At 59.0% G+C, this 16,594-nt stretch carries 16 protein-coding genes and 1 riboswitch; of the genes, 9 read left to right on the top strand and 7 right to left on the bottom strand.

The genetic code is table 11. The features are described from left to right. Positions 1-27 precede the first annotated feature (27 nt). Together ACI3K0_RS22830 and rpmF are read left to right on the top strand one after the other, a co-directional pair. Complete coding sequence (locus ACI3K0_RS22830) at positions 28-690, top strand: glutathione S-transferase family protein (RefSeq protein ID WP_183829196.1); 663 nt, start codon at positions 28-30, stop codon at positions 688-690. A gap of 167 nt (positions 691-857) precedes the next feature. Next, complete coding sequence (gene rpmF, locus ACI3K0_RS22825; RefSeq protein ID WP_112458846.1) at positions 858-1,043, top strand: 50S ribosomal protein L32; 186 nt, start codon at positions 858-860, stop codon at positions 1,041-1,043. An 82-nt stretch (positions 1,044-1,125) separates the two neighbouring features. Here the strand turns inward: rpmF and phaR are convergent, their stop codons facing one another. Then, positions 1,126-1,707, bottom strand: a complete 582-nt coding sequence (gene phaR, locus ACI3K0_RS22820; protein ID WP_183829193.1) for a polyhydroxyalkanoate synthesis repressor PhaR — start codon at positions 1,705-1,707, stop codon at positions 1,126-1,128. A gap of 222 nt (positions 1,708-1,929) precedes the next feature. Here phaR and ACI3K0_RS22815 point away from each other — a divergent pair, with 222 nt between their 5' ends. Beyond that, the gene (locus ACI3K0_RS22815; protein ID WP_183829190.1) at positions 1,930-3,111 is read left to right on the top strand and encodes an acetyl-CoA C-acetyltransferase; all 1,182 of its coding nucleotides are present in this window, start codon (positions 1,930-1,932) and stop codon (positions 3,109-3,111) included. A gap of 44 nt (positions 3,112-3,155) precedes the next feature. Further along, positions 3,156-3,884, top strand: coding sequence for an acetoacetyl-CoA reductase (gene phbB, locus ACI3K0_RS22810; RefSeq protein WP_404946345.1), 729 nt, complete (start codon positions 3,156-3,158; stop codon positions 3,882-3,884). A gap of 108 nt (positions 3,885-3,992) precedes the next feature. On the opposite strand, the gene ACI3K0_RS22805 is transcribed toward phbB, so the two are convergent. Continuing rightward, a complete protein-coding gene (locus tag ACI3K0_RS22805; protein WP_148147754.1) occupies positions 3,993-4,247 on the bottom strand; it encodes a YMGG-like glycine zipper-containing protein in 255 nt (84 codons plus the stop codon). Between the two features lie 32 nt (positions 4,248-4,279). Further along, entirely contained in the window at positions 4,280-4,435 is a 156-nt protein-coding gene (locus tag ACI3K0_RS22800; RefSeq protein WP_112458869.1) for a DUF3309 family protein, read from the bottom strand. Positions 4,436-4,928: 493 nt separating this feature from the next. On the opposite strand from ACI3K0_RS22800, the gene ACI3K0_RS22795 reads away from it, so the two are divergent. The 5 genes from ACI3K0_RS22795 to ACI3K0_RS22775 all read left to right on the top strand — a co-directional run bounded on the left by ACI3K0_RS22795 (position 4,929) and on the right by ACI3K0_RS22775 (position 11,138). After that, complete coding sequence (locus ACI3K0_RS22795) at positions 4,929-8,039, top strand: helicase-related protein (RefSeq protein ID WP_183829381.1); 3,111 nt, start codon at positions 4,929-4,931, stop codon at positions 8,037-8,039. Positions 8,040-8,045: 6 nt separating this feature from the next. Next, positions 8,046-8,483 carry an RNA-binding S4 domain-containing protein gene (locus ACI3K0_RS22790; RefSeq protein ID WP_183829187.1) on the top strand — a complete coding sequence of 146 codons (438 nt, stop codon included), beginning with the start codon at positions 8,046-8,048 and terminating at the stop codon, positions 8,481-8,483. 193 nt (positions 8,484-8,676) lie between these two features. Then, entirely contained in the window at positions 8,677-9,015 is a 339-nt protein-coding gene (gene fdxA / locus ACI3K0_RS22785; protein WP_183829184.1) for a ferredoxin FdxA, read from the top strand. Positions 9,016-9,419: 404 nt separating this feature from the next. After that, positions 9,420-9,992 carry a CarD family transcriptional regulator gene (locus ACI3K0_RS22780; RefSeq protein WP_148147756.1) on the top strand — a complete coding sequence of 191 codons (573 nt, stop codon included), beginning with the start codon at positions 9,420-9,422 and terminating at the stop codon, positions 9,990-9,992. Positions 9,993-10,271: 279 nt separating this feature from the next. Further along, positions 10,272-11,138 carry an RNA polymerase factor sigma-32 gene (locus tag ACI3K0_RS22775; protein ID WP_148147757.1) on the top strand — a complete coding sequence of 289 codons (867 nt, stop codon included), beginning with the start codon at positions 10,272-10,274 and terminating at the stop codon, positions 11,136-11,138. A 26-nt stretch (positions 11,139-11,164) separates the two neighbouring features. Here ACI3K0_RS22775 and ACI3K0_RS22770 read toward each other — a convergent pair whose 3' ends face one another. The 4 genes from ACI3K0_RS22770 to thiB all read right to left on the bottom strand — a co-directional run bounded on the left by ACI3K0_RS22770 (position 11,165) and on the right by thiB (position 16,257). Beyond that, positions 11,165-12,583, bottom strand: a complete 1,419-nt coding sequence (locus tag ACI3K0_RS22770; protein ID WP_246436449.1) for a M48 family metalloprotease — start codon at positions 12,581-12,583, stop codon at positions 11,165-11,167. Between the two features lie 316 nt (positions 12,584-12,899). Then, a complete protein-coding gene (locus tag ACI3K0_RS22765) occupies positions 12,900-13,607 on the bottom strand; it encodes an ATP-binding cassette domain-containing protein (RefSeq protein WP_148147759.1) in 708 nt (235 codons plus the stop codon). After that, entirely contained in the window at positions 13,600-15,219 is a 1,620-nt protein-coding gene (thiP, locus tag ACI3K0_RS22760; RefSeq protein ID WP_183829181.1) for a thiamine/thiamine pyrophosphate ABC transporter permease ThiP, read from the bottom strand. Before thiP ends, ACI3K0_RS22765 begins: the two co-directional genes overlap by 8 nt. A gap of 27 nt (positions 15,220-15,246) precedes the next feature. Next, positions 15,247-16,257: a thiamine ABC transporter substrate binding subunit gene (thiB, locus tag ACI3K0_RS22755; RefSeq protein WP_404946302.1), complete on the bottom strand. Its 1,011-nt coding sequence runs from the start codon at positions 16,255-16,257 to the stop codon at positions 15,247-15,249. Positions 16,258-16,296: 39 nt separating this feature from the next. Beyond that, positions 16,297-16,402, bottom strand: a riboswitch (TPP riboswitch). Positions 16,403-16,594 lie beyond the last annotated feature (192 nt).

Here is a 16,594-nt window from a genome sequence, read left to right as displayed (position 1 = left end):
AGCGTGAGGCAAAAGCTGGAGACTGTCATGGCTGAAGAACTCACTCTTTATATCGGCAACAAGAACTATTCATCCTGGTCATTCCGGCCATGGATTGCGCTGACCGCCGCGGGGGTTCCGTTCAGTGAAGTGCTGATCCCTTTCGATGATGAGGGCGGAAATCCGAAATTCAGGGAAATCTCGCCGACCGGCCGAGTGCCGTGCTTGCATCATGGTGCGTTTCGCGTCTGGGAATCGCTTGCGATCATCGAATATGCTGCCGAGCTTTTTCCGGAGAGAGCCATTTGGCCGAAAGCTCTTGCCGACAGGGCTTTGGCGCGCTCCGTTTCGATGGAGATGCTGTCCGGCTTCAGGGGTATACGCAATGCCTGCCCGATGAACCTGCGGCGGCCAAAACGCCGGCTCGACTTGGCGGTGGACGTGCAGGCGGGCGTGGATGCCGACGTCTCGCGGATTTCCGCGATCTGGACCGAGCTGACGGCACGCTCGGGCGGGCCTTATCTGTTCGGCGAGTTTTCGGCGGCAGATGCTATGTTCGCGCCGGTGGTCAACCGGTTCGAGGCGTATGACCTCGTGTCCGACAAGGCTGTGCTTGCCTATATGGCGGCGATGAAGGCGCATCCGGCGTGGAAGGCGTGGGAAACGGCAGCGCTTGCCGAGACCTGGATCGTGCCGGCGGACGAGGCATGAATGGCTGGATTCGACGAATCCGGCGCGGCCGCGAAAAAATGCCTGTGGGGACTGGTCAAAGCCCTGACGTGCATGTATAAGCCAGCCAAATTTCCGAGATCGAGACGTGACGGGTTCGGCCTCACAGGGGCCGAATAAGGCGTTTTGCACGAAGTGGAGTAACACAAATGGCAGTACCAAAGAGAAAAGTTAGCCGATCCAAGCGCGGTATGCGCCGCTCCGCAGACGCGCTGGCTACCCCGACGTTTGTCGAGGACAAGAATTCCGGCGAACTTCGCCGTCCGCACCATATCGACCTGAAGACCGGCATGTACCGCGGTCGCCAGGTTCTGACGCCGAAGGAAAGCGCATAAGCGCTTTTCTCAAGCAGAAACAAAAAAGCCCGGTCTGACCGGGCTTTTTTGTTGCGCGAATTCTATTTTCAGAATTGCAGTGTCAGGCGCCGAGGCTGTCCAGCCGACTCTGGAGGCTACGGAGCTGTTCCTTCAACTCGTCGATATCGCGTGCCTCGGCTTTTTTCGGTGCCGGGCTTGCCGGTGGGGCGGAATAGGGTGCGAACATCTGCATAGCCTGACGGAACATTTCCGTGTTGCGACGCACCTGATCTTCCATCATCTGCATCGGAGCGTGAAGGTTCTTGGCCAAAGGCGTCTCGCCGAAGGCGCGTGTCATCTGCTCTCGCATCTGTACTTGCTGTTCGGTGAAAGCGTGCATGGATTGTTCAAGGAATGTCGGCACGACCATCTGCATCTGATCGCCATAGAAAGAAATGAGCTGGCGCAGGAAGGAAACCGGCAGAAGCGTGTTTCCCGTCTTGGATTCCTGCTCGAAGATAATCTGTGTCAGGACCGAATGGGTGATGTCCTCGCCGGTCTTTGCGTCCTGCACCGCAAAAACCTCACCCTTCTTCACCATCTTGGCGAGATCCTCCAGGGTGACATAGGTGCTGGTGCCGGTGTTATACAGCCGCCGGTTGGCGTATTTCTTGATAACCGTCTCGCCTTCGGCTTTCGCCATTGTTTTGCCTCCCACAGCACAAATCTTATTATTTCCAGGGCAAGCGCCCTTCTCCCAGCATGAAATGTAAGCTCAACCATGCGCCGAGACAATGTTTTTGTGCGGCGCGACGAAAATCGTGTTGCGCAGCAAATGACTTCAAAGCCGATGTCGCGTGCGTCCATTTGACACCTCGACCGAGCTTTGCCAGTGTCCGGCCAACAATAATGCCGGAGGAAACGCATGCCTCATCCTTCTATTGTCATCGCCGCTGCGGGTCGTACCGCTGTCGGCTCGTTCAACGGTGCCTTCGCAAGCGTGCTGGCGCATGAACTCGGAGCCGTTGCCATCAAGGGGGTATTGGCGCGCGCCGGGGTCGAGGCAGGCGAGGTGGATGAAGTCATCCTCGGCCAGGTCCTGCCGGCAGGCGAGGGGCAGAACCCCGCAAGGCAGGCGGCGATGAAGGCAGGCGTGCCGCAGGAAGCGACCGCCTGGGGCGTCAACCAGCTTTGCGGATCAGGTCTGCGTGCTGTCGCGCTTGGTATGCAGCAGGTGGCGCTTGGCGACGCGAAGATCATTGTTGCCGGTGGACAGGAATCGATGTCAATGGCGCCGCATTGCGCCCATCTTCGCGGCGGTGTGAAGATGGGTGACTTCAAGATGGTCGATACGATGCTGAAGGATGGCCTGACCGACGCATTTTACGGTTATCACATGGGAATTACGGCGGAAAATATCGCCCGCCAATGGCAGCTTTCCCGTGATGACCAGGATCAGTATGCGGTTTCCTCGCAAAACAAAGCCGAGACTGCACAGGCGGCAGGGCGGTTCCGGGACGAGATCCTGCCCTTCGTCGTCAAGGGAAGAAAGGGTGATGTCACCGTCGACCAGGACGAATATATCCGGGCCGGCGCGACGCTGGACCTGATGGCCAAACTTCGCCCTGCCTTCGACAAGGAAGGTACGGTAACGGCCGGAAATGCCTCGGGTCTCAATGATGGTGCTGCCGCCGTCGTACTGATGACGGAAGAAGAAGCCGTTCGCCGCGGTATCGAGCCGCTCGCACGCATTGCGTCCTGGGCAACGGCAGGCGTCGACCCGCAGATCATGGGGACGGGGCCGATCCCGGCGTCGCGCAAAGCCTTGGAAAAGGCGGGCTGGAAAGTTTCCGATCTTGATCTTATTGAGGCGAATGAGGCATTTGCGGCGCAGAGCTGCGCGGTGGTCCGTGATCTCGGTCTCGATCCGTCGATCGTCAACGTCAATGGCGGAGCAATCGCCATCGGTCATCCGATCGGCGCTTCCGGCGCTCGCATTCTCAACACTTTGTTGTTCGAGATGAAGCGGCGCGGATCGTCGAAAGGGCTGGCGACGCTATGCATCGGCGGCGGCATGGGGGTCGCCATGTGTCTGGAACGTCCATGAACGCCCTTGAACCGTGACGCGGTTTTAAAAGAGAAGGAAGAATGATGGGGCGAGTTGCTCTCGTTTCGGGTGGTACGCGCGGCATCGGTGCCGCGGTTTCGGTCGCCCTAAAGGCCGCAGGATACAGGGTTGCTGCGAGTTATCACGGCAATGACGAGCGTGCATCCCAGTTTCACGACGCAACCGGCATTCCGGTTTTCAAGTGGGACGTGTCGAATTACGATGCCTGCGTTGCCGGTGTCGAGGCTGTTGAGAAGCAGATGGGTCCGATTGAGGTTCTCGTCAACAATGCCGGCATTGCGCGGGACAACATGTTCCACCGCATGACGCCGCAGCAGTGGAACGAGGTGATCGGCACCAATCTCAGCGGACTGTTCAACATGACCCATCCTGTGTGGCCGGGGATGCGGGAACGCGGTTTTGGCCGGATCATCAGCATATCGTCGATCAACGGACAAAAAGGCCAGTTGGGTCAGGCGAATTATGCAGCCGCGAAAGCCGGCGATGTCGGTTTCACCAAGGCACTGGCGCTCGAAGGCGCGTCGCGCAACATCACGGTCAATGCGATCTGCCCGGGTTATACCGAGACGGACATGGTGAAAGCCATTCCGCAACATGTGCTGGGGGAAAAAATCCTTCCGCATATCCCGGTCGGGCGGCTTGGCAGGCCGGAAGAAATTGCCCGCTGCGTGGTGTTTCTGGCTTCCGACGATGCGGGTTTCATTACCGGGTCGACGCTTACCGCCAACGGCGGCCAGTATATGGCCGGCTGAACAGGCCGGGGCCTGTTGCTACTTGCAGGCAATATAGATCATCAAAAGATTAAGGCCGGAATCCTCTCCCGATTCCGGCCTTAACATATTCAGCTGAAAACGTGCCGCTTAGCGGCAACGAGCTTCGTAGGTACGGCCATAGCGGTCGCGATAGACGCAGTAGCCGCGGTGCTTCTGGGATTCGCCGATGGCTGCCCCGATCAGACCGCCGCCCACAGCGCCGACTGCCGCGCCGCCCCAGCTGTTCGTTACGGCGCCGCCGATAACCGCGCCGGATGCTGCGCCGATGGCCGTTCCCTTTTCGGTCGAGGTGCACGATGCGAGAGTGCCGACAAGCGCGGCGATCAGCATGATCTTCTTCATAACTCGGTTTCCTTCCCTTCCACGTTGATAGTTCAGATCCTGCCCATGAGAAGCAGGATGATGATGATAAGAACGACGAGACCCAAGCCGCCCGAAGGACCATAACCCCAGTTCCGGCTATGTCCCCAATTCGGCAGAGCGCCGATAAGGAGCAGAATGAGTATTACGAGTAGAACCGTTCCGAGCATGGGTTTATCTCCGCTTTCCTGAAGCCAGGATGAATTTGCGGTGAGAACGTGGCGCTGGAACTTTTGTTCCATTGGCGTGGAAGTCCTTGTTCTCACTCCTTGTTACGGGCTGTTAACGGACGTTGAGAGATGTCTCTAACTTCTGATGCGTCAAAAAATGCTGATTGGTCGGGTGATTGACTCTCGAAGCGATACGAGTCCTTGACCTGTTCTCGTCGGGAAAGTCGGCGGAATGTCCGTTGGTACAATATGATGTGTCTGTCTAGTTTCTGTGTCTATATATTGTGAGAACGGAGCGTGAATCCAGTGAGTCTTCGATTCGTCGCCGATTCGTTCACTTTTGTTCCGAAGATGTCGTCAGCCCGGTTTTCAGCCGCCTCAGCGTCTTTCTTCTTGCGTTTGTCGCGTTGCGTCGCCATGTGTTGCGAAACTTCGGGCGACAATGGAGCCCGTGGTTGATTAGACGTGGAACTTCGCTTTGAATTCTCAGCCAATGATTTTTAGCGGGCGTGGCGTAACCGCCGTGCTTGGCCCCACGAATACCGGCAAGACCCATTACGCGATCGAGCGCATGGTGGCGCACGGCTCAGGCGTGATCGGCCTGCCGCTCCGGTTGCTCGCGCGCGAAGTCTATACGAGGCTGGTGGAGAAGGTCGGGCATCACAATGTTGCACTGATCACCGGGGAAGAGAAGATCACGCCGCATATGGCGCGTTATTCGGTCTGCACCGTCGAGGCGATGCCACGCGAGACGAAGGCCTCTTTCGTCGCTATCGATGAAGTCCAGCTTGCCGGCGATCTTGAGCGCGGACATATCTTTACCGACCGCATCCTGCATCTGCGCGGCCGTGACGAGACGCTTCTTCTCGGCGCTGCAACCATGCGGCCGATCCTCGAGAATCTTCTGCCAGGCATTACGATCGTGGAGCGCCCGCGCCTGTCGCAGCTTTTTTATGCGGGCCAGAAGAAGATCACGCGCCTGCCGCAGCGGACCGCGATTGTCGCCTTTTCGGCCGATGAGGTTTATGCGATCGCCGAACTGATCCGCCGCCAGCGCGGCGGGGCTGCCGTCGTGCTTGGAGCGCTCAGCCCGCGCACCCGCAATGCGCAGGTCGGCCTTTATCAGGAAGGTGATGTCGAATATCTGGTGGCCACCGATGCGATCGGCATGGGCCTCAACCTCGATGTCGACCATGTCGCCTTCGCGCAGGACCGGAAATTCGACGGATACCAGTTCCGCAATCTCAATCCTGCCGAAATGGCGCAGATTGCCGGTCGTGCGGGACGGCACCTTCGCGATGGCACGTTCGGGGTGACGGGACAGGTCGCGCCGTTCGACGACGAGCTGGTGGAGCGGATCGAGGGGCATCATTTCGACAGTGTAAAGGTGCTGCAGTGGCGTTCGAAAAACCTCAGCTTTTCGTCGCTCAATGAGCTTCGGCGCAGTCTTGATGCAAATCCGACGATACAGGGGCTGACGCGTGCTTTGCCGGCTACCGACAGCCAGGCGCTTGACTATCTGTCGCGCTATCCGGAAGTGAAGGATATCGTTACCACGCCGGAGCGTGTGGAGAAATTATGGGACGCCTGCGCGCTTCCAGACTATAGAAGAATTGCGCCGGCGCAGCATGCTGACCTTATTTCGACGCTTTTCTTCGATCTTGTGCGTCGCGGCACGGTGAACGAGGACTTCATGGCGGAGCAGGTTCGCCGTGCCGACCGCACCGACGGCGAAATCGATACCCTGTCTGCCCGAATCGCGCAGATTCGAACCTGGACCTATGTGTCAAACCGACCCGGCTGGCTTGCCGATCCGACACACTGGCAAGAAAAGACACGGGAAATCGAGGATAGGTTGTCGGACGCGCTACATGAAAGGTTGACGAAACGCTTTGTTGATCGCAGGACATCTGTGCTCATGAGGCGCCTAAGAGAGAATGCGATGCTGGAAGCAGAAATCAGTGTGAATGGCGATGTGTTTGTCGAGGGACATCACGTCGGACAGTTGGCGGGATTCCGCTTTACTCCGGTCTCGGGGACCGAAGGACCGGATGCCAAGGCTGTTCAGGCCGCCTCACAAAAGGCGCTGGCGCTGGAGTTCGAGGCGCGTGCCGCCCGTCTCTATGCTTCCGGCAATAACGATCTTGCCGTCGGTTCCGATGGTTCTGTGCGTTGGCTCGGCGATCCGGTTGCCCGTCTTGCAGCAAGCGACCATGTCATGCGCCCACGGGTCATCCTGCTGTCGGATGAACAGCTGACCGGCAATGCCCGTGAACACGTGGCCGCCCGCATCGAACGTTTCGTCAATCATCATATCGCAACGGTGCTGAAGCCGCTCGACGACCTGTCTCGTGCGGAAGACCTGCAGGGTCTGGCAAAGGGCCTAGCGTTTCAGATCGTCGAAAATCTCGGTGTCTTGTTCCGTCGGGATGTTGCCGAGGACGTGAAGTCCCTCGATCAGGATGCTCGCGCCTCGATGCGCCGCTATGGCATCCGTTTCGGCGCCTATCACGTCTTCATGCCTGCGCTGTTGAAGCCGGCTCCGGCCGAGCTTATCACGCTGCTGTGGGCGCTGAAGAACGATGGTCTCGACAAGCCGGGTTATGGCGACCTTATTCCGGCTCTTGCCGCTGGCCGCACGTCGGTTGTTGCCGATCCGTCGTTTGAGCGGACCTTCTACAAGCTCGCCGGTTTCCGTTTCCTCGGGAAGCGTGCGGTTCGCGTCGATATTCTCGAACGTCTTGCAGACCTTATCCGTCCGCTCTTGCAGTGGAAGCCGGGTGCGACGCCGCGTCCGGAAGGTGCCTATGACGGTCGCCGGTTCACCACGACGACGGCCATGCTGTCGATCCTCGGTGCAACGCCGGACGATATGGAAGAAATTCTTAAGGGTCTCGGCTATCGGGCCGACAGCGTAACTGCGGAAGAGGCTCAGGCCTATCTCGCCAGCCAGACGCCGGCCGCCGCTGCATCCGCAGCATCGGACGAGATTTCCGCTGTGGAGATTTCGGCTGAAGCATCTGCTGTTGAAGAAACGGCAGACGCAGACACTGCGGAAGCCCCGTCTGAAACAGTAACCGAAACTGCGGCTGAACCGGTTGTCGAGGCTGCAGCCGTAGAGCTGTCTGCCGAAGTCGAAGGTGCGAAGCCTGCGGAAGCTGAAGAGCCGAAGCCGGTTCTGTTGTGGCGCCCGGGCGGCGGTCGTGAAAACAACCAGCGTGGTGGCCGTCCGCAGGGCGATCGCCGCGGTCATGGCGGTGACCGGGGTGGTGATCGTGGCGGCCAACGCAATGCCGGCGGCGAAAATGCTCCGCAGGGCCGCCGTGATGGTGATCGTCGTGACAACCGCCGCGGCGGTGAGCAGGACAAGCGCGAAGGCCAGGGTCGCGACCGTAACAACGACCGCAGGGGTGACAAGCGTCCGCAGGGCGATCGTCCCTTCCGTGGCGAGCGCAACGAGGGTGGTCCGCGTCCGGAACGCGGCGGGCAGAAGAACAACCAGCCTGCACGTTTCGAGGCAAAGCCGCCTCGCAAGGAAAAGCCGATCGATCCAGATTCTCCTTTCGCAAAACTCGCTGCTCTTAAGGAGCAGATGAAGAAGTAAAGGGTCATGAGCGAAAAGCCATCCGGGGATTTGCGGCAACGCATAGACAAATGGCTTTTCTTCACCCGCATGGTGAAGTCCCGATCACTCGCGCAAGGCCTGCTCAATTCCGGCCATGTGAAGGTGAACGGGGCTTCGATCCGCCAGCCGAGCTTCCAGGTGAAGGTGGGCGATCGGGTGGAAATCGCGCTCGATCGGCGCGATCTCATCCTGGTCGTCAAGTCCGGTGGCGATCGGCGAGGGCCTTACGAAGAGGCCAAGGAACTCTACGAAGATCTCACCCCACCGCGCGAGAAAACCGAGCGCCTGACAATGCTGGAACAGGCGCAGCGCATCAAGGGATCCGGCCGTCCGACTAAAAAGGAACGCCGCGAGACAGACCGTCTTTTTCCCAATGCTGGTGATGCCGACTTGGGTGCCGGGATCAATTGGGACGATGATTAGAAAATGCGCCCTGTTTCCGCGTTTTTTCGAAATGGTTTATCCTTGCTAAGCTTGGATAAAGGCTTTACGTGACGTTCGAAAATGCCGGATAGCCCGCCTCTGTCGTTCCAGCGGTTGCGTTGCCCCCGTCCGGCCCTCGGGGCCCGACCGTTCCCAATCGTGTCCTGATCAACGCGTTGATGTGGAGTGCTTCATGACTTATGTCGTGACCGATAACTGTGTCCGCTGCAAATATACCGACTGCGTCGAAGTCTGCCCGGTGGATTGCTTCTATGAAGGCGAGAATTTTCTCGTCATCCATCCCGACGAATGCATCGATTGCGGCGTATGCGAACCTGAATGTCCTGCCGAGGCTATCAAGCCCGATACCGAGCCGGGGCTGGACAAATGGCTGAAGATCAATGCGGAGTTCGCCCAGATCTGGCCAAACATCACGATCAAGAAAGATCCGATGGACGGCGCCAAGGAGCTTGACGGCGAGGTGGGCAAGTACGAGAAGTATTTCTCTCCGGAACCGGGCAAGGGCGACTGAGTCTAGGTTGTCCAGCCGGGATGCGCCTGCCTTGCTGTCGCAGGCGCCATTGAAGCGTTGCTGCTTTCATAGGCAGGACGCTATAATGTTGCTTTGCGGACTCTGTGAAGCAAATTATTGATTTCCGCACTTTTTTGTGGTAGACAAGAGATACTGTTCCACAAGGCGGCACTCGCGTGCCCAAAAAACATCACGAAAGCACAGATCAATCACACGCGCTCCCCGAGACATAAACTCGTTTCATGTTGTCGGTCGCAGCTCAGCGATGGGATTTGTTTTTTCGCGCGCGTTTTGTCGGACCAGTATGGAGTGACCCGACGGTTTCCCCCGTCTCATCCGGGCCTGACAGACCCGGCTTTCCCCTGACCCAGATGTGGGTGAGTAGAAGGGAGTTTTTGAAACGAATGACGACTCAGCAGAAGAAGAATTCCCCGGCTCGCCAGGGTTTCAAGACCGGCGAATCGATCGTGTATCCCGCTCATGGCGTTGGTACGATCAGTGCGATTGAAGAGCAAGAAGTTGCTGGCATGAAGCTCGAGCTTTTTGTAATCGACTTCGAAAAGGATAAGATGCGCCTGAAGGTTCCGGTCGCCAAAGCCGTTGCTATCGGCATGCGCAAGCTTTCGGAAACGGATTTCGTCGAACGCGCGCTCAAGGTCGTGCAGGGCAAGGCTCGTGTGAAGCGCACCATGTGGTCGCGCCGCGCCCAGGAATATGATGCAAAGATCAATTCCGGTGACCTGATTTCTATCGCTGAAGTGGTCCGCGATCTCTATCGCGCTGAAAACCAGCCGGAACAGTCTTATTCCGAGCGTCAGCTTTATGAGGCTGCTCTCGATCGAATGGCCCGTGAAATCGCGGCCGTCAACAAGATGTCGGATACCGAAGCTGTTCGTCTTGTCGAGGTCAATCTTGCCAAGGGACCCAAGCGCGGCAAGAGCCTTGATGAGGATGAAGCGCAGGAAGAAGCTGCCTGATTTTTCTGAGATACAGCAATAAAAAAACCCGGCCTCGAGCCGGGTTTTTTTATTGGAACTTTTGCGCTGTCGCCGCGTTAACCCGCCGGAACGGCGAATTGATTGCTGCGTAACGCTGCCCTCGGTTCCCTTCTGAAACTGTTGCGACCAGGATGTTCCGGGTCGCTGATGAGGGGGCGAGATCAGCAGTCCGAACTAACGTTGGCATCCTTCGCGGATGTGCGTTTGCAAGGTTTCCCGCTGTTCATCGTCATATCAGAACCGTTGACGGAGAAGACGATGACAGCCATGTCCGCAGACCGCACAATGATCAAGATAGCGATGTCAGCTCCCTATCTCGCCCGGGAAGAGGAGCGTGATCTTGCCATCCGATGGAAAGACGGCCAGGATCAGAATGCACGAAACCAGATTGCACTTGCGCATATGCGTCTCGTCATAGCCATGGCTTCGAAGTTTCGCGGCTTCGGTCTGCCGATGAGTGATCTCGTTCAAGAAGGTTATGTAGGGCTGCTTGAGGCGGCGGCAAGGTTTGAGCCGGCGCGGGACGTTCGTTTTTCAACCTATGCTAGCTGGTGGATCCGCGCTTCGATGCAGGACTATATCTTGCGCAACTGGTCGATCGTGCGCGGCGGGACCAGCTCTGCGCAGAAGGCGCTTTTCTTCAATCTACGCCGGTTGCGTGCAAAGCTCGCCCGCGGTGACAGCAATCTTACTGCCCGTGCCATCCATGAAGAGATCGCGGTGGCGCTCGGTGTCAGCGTAAACGACGTGCAGACAATGGATGCACGTCTTTCCGCCAACGATGCCTCGCTGCAGGCGCCGACGATTGCTGGTGACGCCGATAGCGGCGAACGGCTGGACATGCTGGAGAGCAACGAGCCACTTCCCGACGAGCAGGTCTCGGGGATGATCGACGGCGAACGACGGCTGAAATGGCTGCAGGGCGCGCTCACCAAACTTAACGACCGCGAGAAGAAGATCATTCGTGCTCGCCGGCTTACCGACGACGGAGCAACGCTCGAAGCGCTAGGTACCGAACTTGGCATTTCCAAGGAACGCGTGCGTCAGATCGAAAGCCGCGCCATCGAGAAGCTTAAGTCTGCGCTCGTTTCCGCCAATCCGCAGATGGCTGCTGCCGCCTGCTGAGTGTGAAGGGGTGTTCCTTCACCCCGCTATTCGGAAATGATCTTCATCTTCTGGCCGGGCGACACCGTCGCGCCGGCCGGTAGCGCGTTGATGAGCTTGAAAAGATCGAGCTTTCGATCCGTTCCCATCATCCGTCCCGAGAGCGATGCAAGAGTGTCACTTGGGCCAACCGTGACGATCCGCACGCGAAGCGGCTTCAGGGAGGCTATTTCTTCTGGCGTCATACGACGAAAGCTGTTGCGTAGCGTATCTGCCGTAGATTGTAGGGTCGTGTTACCCTTTGGTACCGCTGTCAAAAAGCGGAAAATTTGCTCATTGAGGCGCACGACGGTCACGTCGAAATCCCAGCGCTCGGCGGAGGCGCGGGCGGTTGCGGCCGGCAGGCCGTTGACGGTGGACTCGCGCACGGTTTCCGGCTGCAATCCTGCAACCCAGCCGCTCGTCAGGTAATTCGTCAGGTTGTTATTGTCGCCGGCGGCAACGCCATCGAAACGGATGGCGCTTTCGCCGGGGCCGGTTGCGAGCACCGCCTCGACCTTGTTGTCGATCCGGAAATCCGGCGGAACATCGAAACGGATGCCGAGGCTGCCGTGTAGGAACGTCTGGCCTCGAACATAACCTTCCTGCGGGCTGTCGCCGTAAAGGAGACCGTCGATGCCGGCGAGATAATAATCGCGGCCACGGTCGCCGACGCCTTCCTGGCCGAAGGCGCGGGCATGGCGGCGCGCGAGATCGACACGCTGGGCCGAATTCGGGTGGCTTGAAAGGAAGTCGAGGCTCTGGTCGTTATCTGGATCGACGGCGGAATAGCGGGCGTAGGCTGCCATGGAATCAAGGAAGCGAGCGGCTGCATAAGGATCATATCCGGCTTCGCCGAGCATGCGCACGCCGATAACATCCGCCTGCAATTCCTGCTGGCGGGAGAAGGCGGCGAGACGCAGCTTGCCACGTGCGAGCGCCTGCTTGCCGGCGAGATCGCTCGACAGGACCTCGGCGACGACTCGGCTGGCAATGACTTCCGCCTCTTCCCGCTTCTGACGCTCGATGCCGTGATTGGCGGTGACGTGGCCCATTTCGTGCGATAGGACGGCCGCCACTTCCGACGCATCGTTGGCGAGCGCCAGCAGACCGCGTGTGACATAGAGATAACCGCCTGGCAGCGCGAAGGCGTTGATTGCCGGCGAATTCAGAATGGTGATGCGGAAGGACTGGGTTGGATTTTCCGAAACGGCCGTCAATGCACCGGTGATACGCGCGACCAGACGCTCGGTCTTCGCATCGCGATATTCGCCGCCGTAACTTGCGACAATGCGCGGATGCTCGCGGGCGCCCATTGCGGCACGCGGGTCATTCTTCTGAACCTGGTCGACAGTCTGCGGGTTTTCCGACGGCGATACATTGGGTGTATAGGCCTGGTCGAAGATCGACTGGCAGCCGTAAAGCATCGAGGTGACGGCAAAGAGTGTGGCTGCGGAACGGAATGCGCGGCTACGCTGCCAAAATCTCGGCCACCTGGCACGATCCGTCTTTACAGTCTTCGCCTGCACTACCATCTCCGGAATTACACTTCGGCATCCTGCCGTCGCGTCTGGCTTCGTCTTCCGCCCGTTGTCGCTTACCGTCTTTCGCGCCAACTGCACAGATATTCCTAAATGAATATGTATTGCCTACTGGGTATGAAAAGAAAATAAACTTGAACGCCGATGCCATTGGGCCACGTCCAAATTGTGGCGGTGCCCATGCACGCTTGATGACTTTCGTTCACACAGTGCCGGATAGGGCCGAAACGGGTGCGGCAAATCGCGAAAGGTAATCCGCCTTTGCTTCGTCGGTAGCGATCTGCCCCTTTTCGACATGCAGGATGCGATCTGCAATGCGGGCAATTTCCTCGCGGTCATGGGTTATCATGACCACGGTATTTGCATTTTCCTTATGCAGGTCAAGAAGAAGGGCGGACATTTGCAGACGCAGATCGGTGTCTAGCGCTGCGAAGGGTTCGTCCAGCAGGAGCACCGGCTTGTTGCGCAGCAAAGCCCGGGCAAATGCTGCCCGCTGTTTTTCTCCTCCCGATAGCGAGCCCGGCATGCGCTTGCCGAATCCGGCAAGACCAACACGCACCAAGGCGTTTTCGGCGCGGTCCCTGTCTTGCGGGGAAAGCCGCAAAGACGGGTTGAGGCCAAGCGCGACGTTGGTGAAGATGTCGAGATGGGCGAAGAGGTTGTGATCCTGGAAGACTACCGAGACCGGTCTTTCCGACGGGTGGCTCAAGGTCTGGTCGATTCCGGCGATAAGGATGTGGCCTGATTGCGGACGTTCGAAACCGGCAATCAGATTGAGCAGCGTCGATTTTCCTGCGCCCGACGGGCCGGCGATCGCGGTGACTGCGCCCGGTTCGATGCGGCAATCGAAAGCGAAACTCGTCTTGCCGAGCGTCAGCGCGACCTTGTCGAGGACGATGCCGTCATGCATTCGCGTTTTCCTTTTTGCCCGCGGTGCCGAGTATGGTCAAGGCAAGGCAGATCACGCCGAGGATCAGCGCCAGCCCATCGGCATCGTTCGTTCTGTAACTCGATAGCGTGCTGTAGACCAGCCAAGGCAGGGTGACGAGCTCGCTGGAGCCGAACAGGGCAACCGCACCGAGATCGCCGAGGGAAAGTGCCATAGCGAAGGAGAGGGCGGTGAGTATCGGGCGTGTCAGGACGGGGAGATCGATTAGCCGCCACTTGGCAGGGCCGCTGATGCCGAGTGAGGTGGCCAGCCGGGCGGTCTGATGGTGGTGGTCATCCAGTGCCGGTTCGAGCACCCGCACGGCGAAGGGCAATGCCATCAGAGCATTGATGAAGGCGACGAGACAGGGTGCAAACGAGGCGACATTGCCGAATTGCCGAAGCACCAAAAACCAGCCGGTGCCGAGAATGATCGGCGGTACGACGAGAACGAGCGAGGATGTGCCGGCGAGCGAGGTCGATAGAAGCCGTGCAGCAATATTGGGATCACGCCGGTCCCTGATCGTCTGCCGCGCCATGATGATGGCGAGCGATGCGGAGACGGCGATCACTGCGGCAGTTACGGCGATCACGAGGCTTGTCGTGGCTGCCTGAATGAAGCGTGGTCCGTTGACGAGTTTCCAGAGATCCGCACGAAGGCCAGCGACGAAAACCGAGAAGAGCGGCGAGGCGACGAAGATGACGGCGACAGCAATGATGAGGCCATCCCACAGGCGGGATGCGGATGAGCGCCCGTCGAGGCGCAAGACCTTTCGGCCTGCGGTCCTGACCGTATCGGTTGCCGCCGGCAGAAACGCGATGAGGCCGATCACGGCCGCTGTGAGGGCGATCTGCAGAAAGGCGAGTGCGACCGCGCGCGGCGGGTCAAAATCAAAGCGTAGGGCCTGGTAGATCGCCACTTCCAGCGTGGTTGCGGCCGGGCCGCCGCCAAGTACTAAGACCAGCGTGAAGCTGGTGGCGCAGAGCATGAAAATCAGCCCCGCAACGCCGGGAACGACACGCGCGAGCGCCGGCCATTCGACAAAACGGAAGATCGAGGCCGGCTTCATGCCGAGGCTGGCCGACAGAAGCCAGTATTCCGCCGGCAGTCGCTCGAGCACGGAGAGCAGCAGGCGCACGGCGAGCGGAATGTTGAAGAATGTATGAGCGAGCAGGATGCCGGAAAGGCCGTAGACGCTGACCGGGTGTTCCAGTCCGGCGGCAGTAAGCCAGCCGTTCAAAACCCCTTGCCTGCCCCAGACGCCGAGGAGGCCGAGCGCGCCGACGAGTGCCGGCAGGCCCATGGGCAAGGCCATGAGGCGGAGGATCCAGGCTCTGCCTGCAAACCGGGGGCGGCGAGCCAGGGCCAGCGCGACCGGAATGGAGAAGGCAACCGACAGCAAGGTCGACAGGGCCGCCTGCCAAAGCGTGAAGCGCAGAATGCTCCAGGTATAGGAGGTGAAAAGCCGGGATGCCGATTGATCGCCATCCCAGGCCAGCAGCGTCGCGATCGCAGTGCCGACAAAGACGATGATGGCGGCAAGCACGGCAAGGCCAGCACCGATGCCGCGTCGTCTTTCAGCAGTCGTCAGCAAATGCGATATTCCGTCCGTTTCGACATGTCACTTCTTGCTCATGGCGGTCAGCCATTCGTCGATCCAGGCCTGACGGTTCTTCGCCACTTCGTCGGAGCCGATCAGCAGCGTCTTTTCCGGCTTTACAAGCTTGTCGAAAGCCTCAGGCAGCGGGGCGGCGGTGGCGGCGGCCGGCATCATCCAGTTGGTGGTCGGAATGATATCCTGTGCGGCCGGCGATATCAGAAACGTCAGGAAGCTTTTCGCCAGATCCTTATCCCGGGCGTGTTTCAGCATGCCGGCGACTTCGATCTGGATGTAATGGCCGTCCGAAAAACTTGCGGCCTGATAGCGGTCGGTTTTTTCCTCGACCATGTGATAGGCCGGCGAGGTCGTATAGGAGAGCACCATCGGCACTTCGCCCTTGGTGAACAGGCCATAGGCTTCCGACCAGCCGGGGGTGACGGTCAGAACCCGGTCCCTGAGTTTCGCCCAGGCTTCCGGCGCCTTGTCGCCATAGACGGACTTTACCCAGAGCAGAAGGCCGAGACCGGGGGTCGAGGTGCGCGGGTCCTGAATGGCGATCTTCTGCGAAGCGTCCCCTTCGATCAGATCCTTGAGGCTCTTCGGCGGGTTCTTGATCGTTTGCGTATCGTAGATGACGGCGAAGTGGCCGTAGTCATAGGGAATGAACGTGTCGTCTGCATAATTGCCGGGAACCTTGACGGCGCCTGCATCGACGCCGTTCGCCTCGAAAAGGCCTGTCGCCTTGGCTTCGGAGATCAGGCTGGTATCCAGGCCGAGCGCGATATCGGCTTCCGATCCCGTACCTTCCAGCTTTAGACGGGTGAGAAGCGCCACGCCATCGGCAACGCCGACGAAATTGACGGTGCAGGCGCAGGTCTTTTCAAACTCGGCCTTGATCTTCGGGCCGGGGCCCCAGTCGGAGGTGAAGCTCTCATAGGTATAGACGGTGAGCGTCTTGTCCTGAGCTTCAGCAGCAAAAGGGGTGAAAAACATGGCCGTGGCGGCCAGAAGAAAAGTCGAAATCCCGCGCATCAGCGCCTCCTCAAAATGTCGATGTGGGGAATAGGCGCTGGTTGCGAGCCGTCTAATCCCTCCGCCGGTGTTAGCCGGATCAGGTTCCGCGGGTTGGCGTTTCGCCTCTCAGCCCAGCAGACGCAGGGCACCCCGTTAGAGCGTGCAAAGATTTACCGGTCTCGCTTCATGCTGGCAAGAGGGGCAACACAATCGTTCTCTCCATGGAAATTCCCCTCTGGCCTGCCGGCCATCTCCGCCAAAAAGGGGGACAAAAAACCGCCGCCCCCGCTTGTTTCCAATCGGGCATAAGCGACGCGTCCAGGTTAGCCCTCCCCCTTGTGGGGAGGGTTGGGAG

The organism is Rhizobium sp. ZW T2_16 (genome assembly GCF_044987325.1).
Taxonomy (GTDB): domain Bacteria; phylum Pseudomonadota; class Alphaproteobacteria; order Rhizobiales; family Rhizobiaceae; genus Neorhizobium; species Neorhizobium cellulosilyticum.
Note: the sequence above shows the minus strand (reverse complement) of the source record. Positions and strands in the feature narration are given on the sequence as shown.

Bases quoted from the DNA above. Each gene is read 5' to 3' on its own strand.
- ACI3K0_RS22780 (WP_148147756.1), top strand. From the start codon at position 9,420: ATGACGACTCAGCAGAAGAAGAATTCCCCGGCTCGCCAGGGTTTCAAG.
- thiB (WP_404946302.1), bottom strand. From the start codon at position 16,257: ATGCGCGGGATTTCGACTTTTCTTCTGGCCGCCACGGCCATGTTTTTC.
- ACI3K0_RS22770 (WP_246436449.1), bottom strand. From the start codon at position 12,583: ATGCTTTACGGCTGCCAGTCGATCTTCGACCAGGCCTATACACCCAAT.
- ACI3K0_RS22830 (WP_183829196.1), top strand. From the start codon at position 28: ATGGCTGAAGAACTCACTCTTTATATCGGCAACAAGAACTATTCATCC.
- ACI3K0_RS22815 (WP_183829190.1), top strand. From the start codon at position 1,930: ATGCCTCATCCTTCTATTGTCATCGCCGCTGCGGGTCGTACCGCTGTC.
- ACI3K0_RS22795 (WP_183829381.1), top strand. From the start codon at position 4,929: ATGATTTTTAGCGGGCGTGGCGTAACCGCCGTGCTTGGCCCCACGAAT.
- fdxA (WP_183829184.1), top strand. From the start codon at position 8,677: ATGACTTATGTCGTGACCGATAACTGTGTCCGCTGCAAATATACCGAC.
- phbB (WP_404946345.1), top strand. From the start codon at position 3,156: ATGGGGCGAGTTGCTCTCGTTTCGGGTGGTACGCGCGGCATCGGTGCC.
- ACI3K0_RS22765 (WP_148147759.1), bottom strand. From the start codon at position 13,607: ATGCATGACGGCATCGTCCTCGACAAGGTCGCGCTGACGCTCGGCAAG.
- ACI3K0_RS22800 (WP_112458869.1), bottom strand. From the start codon at position 4,435: ATGCTCGGAACGGTTCTACTCGTAATACTCATTCTGCTCCTTATCGGC.
- ACI3K0_RS22790 (WP_183829187.1), top strand. From the start codon at position 8,046: ATGAGCGAAAAGCCATCCGGGGATTTGCGGCAACGCATAGACAAATGG.
- ACI3K0_RS22805 (WP_148147754.1), bottom strand. From the start codon at position 4,247: ATGAAGAAGATCATGCTGATCGCCGCGCTTGTCGGCACTCTCGCATCG.
- phaR (WP_183829193.1), bottom strand. From the start codon at position 1,707: ATGGCGAAAGCCGAAGGCGAGACGGTTATCAAGAAATACGCCAACCGG.
- rpmF (WP_112458846.1), top strand. From the start codon at position 858: ATGGCAGTACCAAAGAGAAAAGTTAGCCGATCCAAGCGCGGTATGCGC.
- ACI3K0_RS22775 (WP_148147757.1), top strand. From the start codon at position 10,272: ATGACAGCCATGTCCGCAGACCGCACAATGATCAAGATAGCGATGTCA.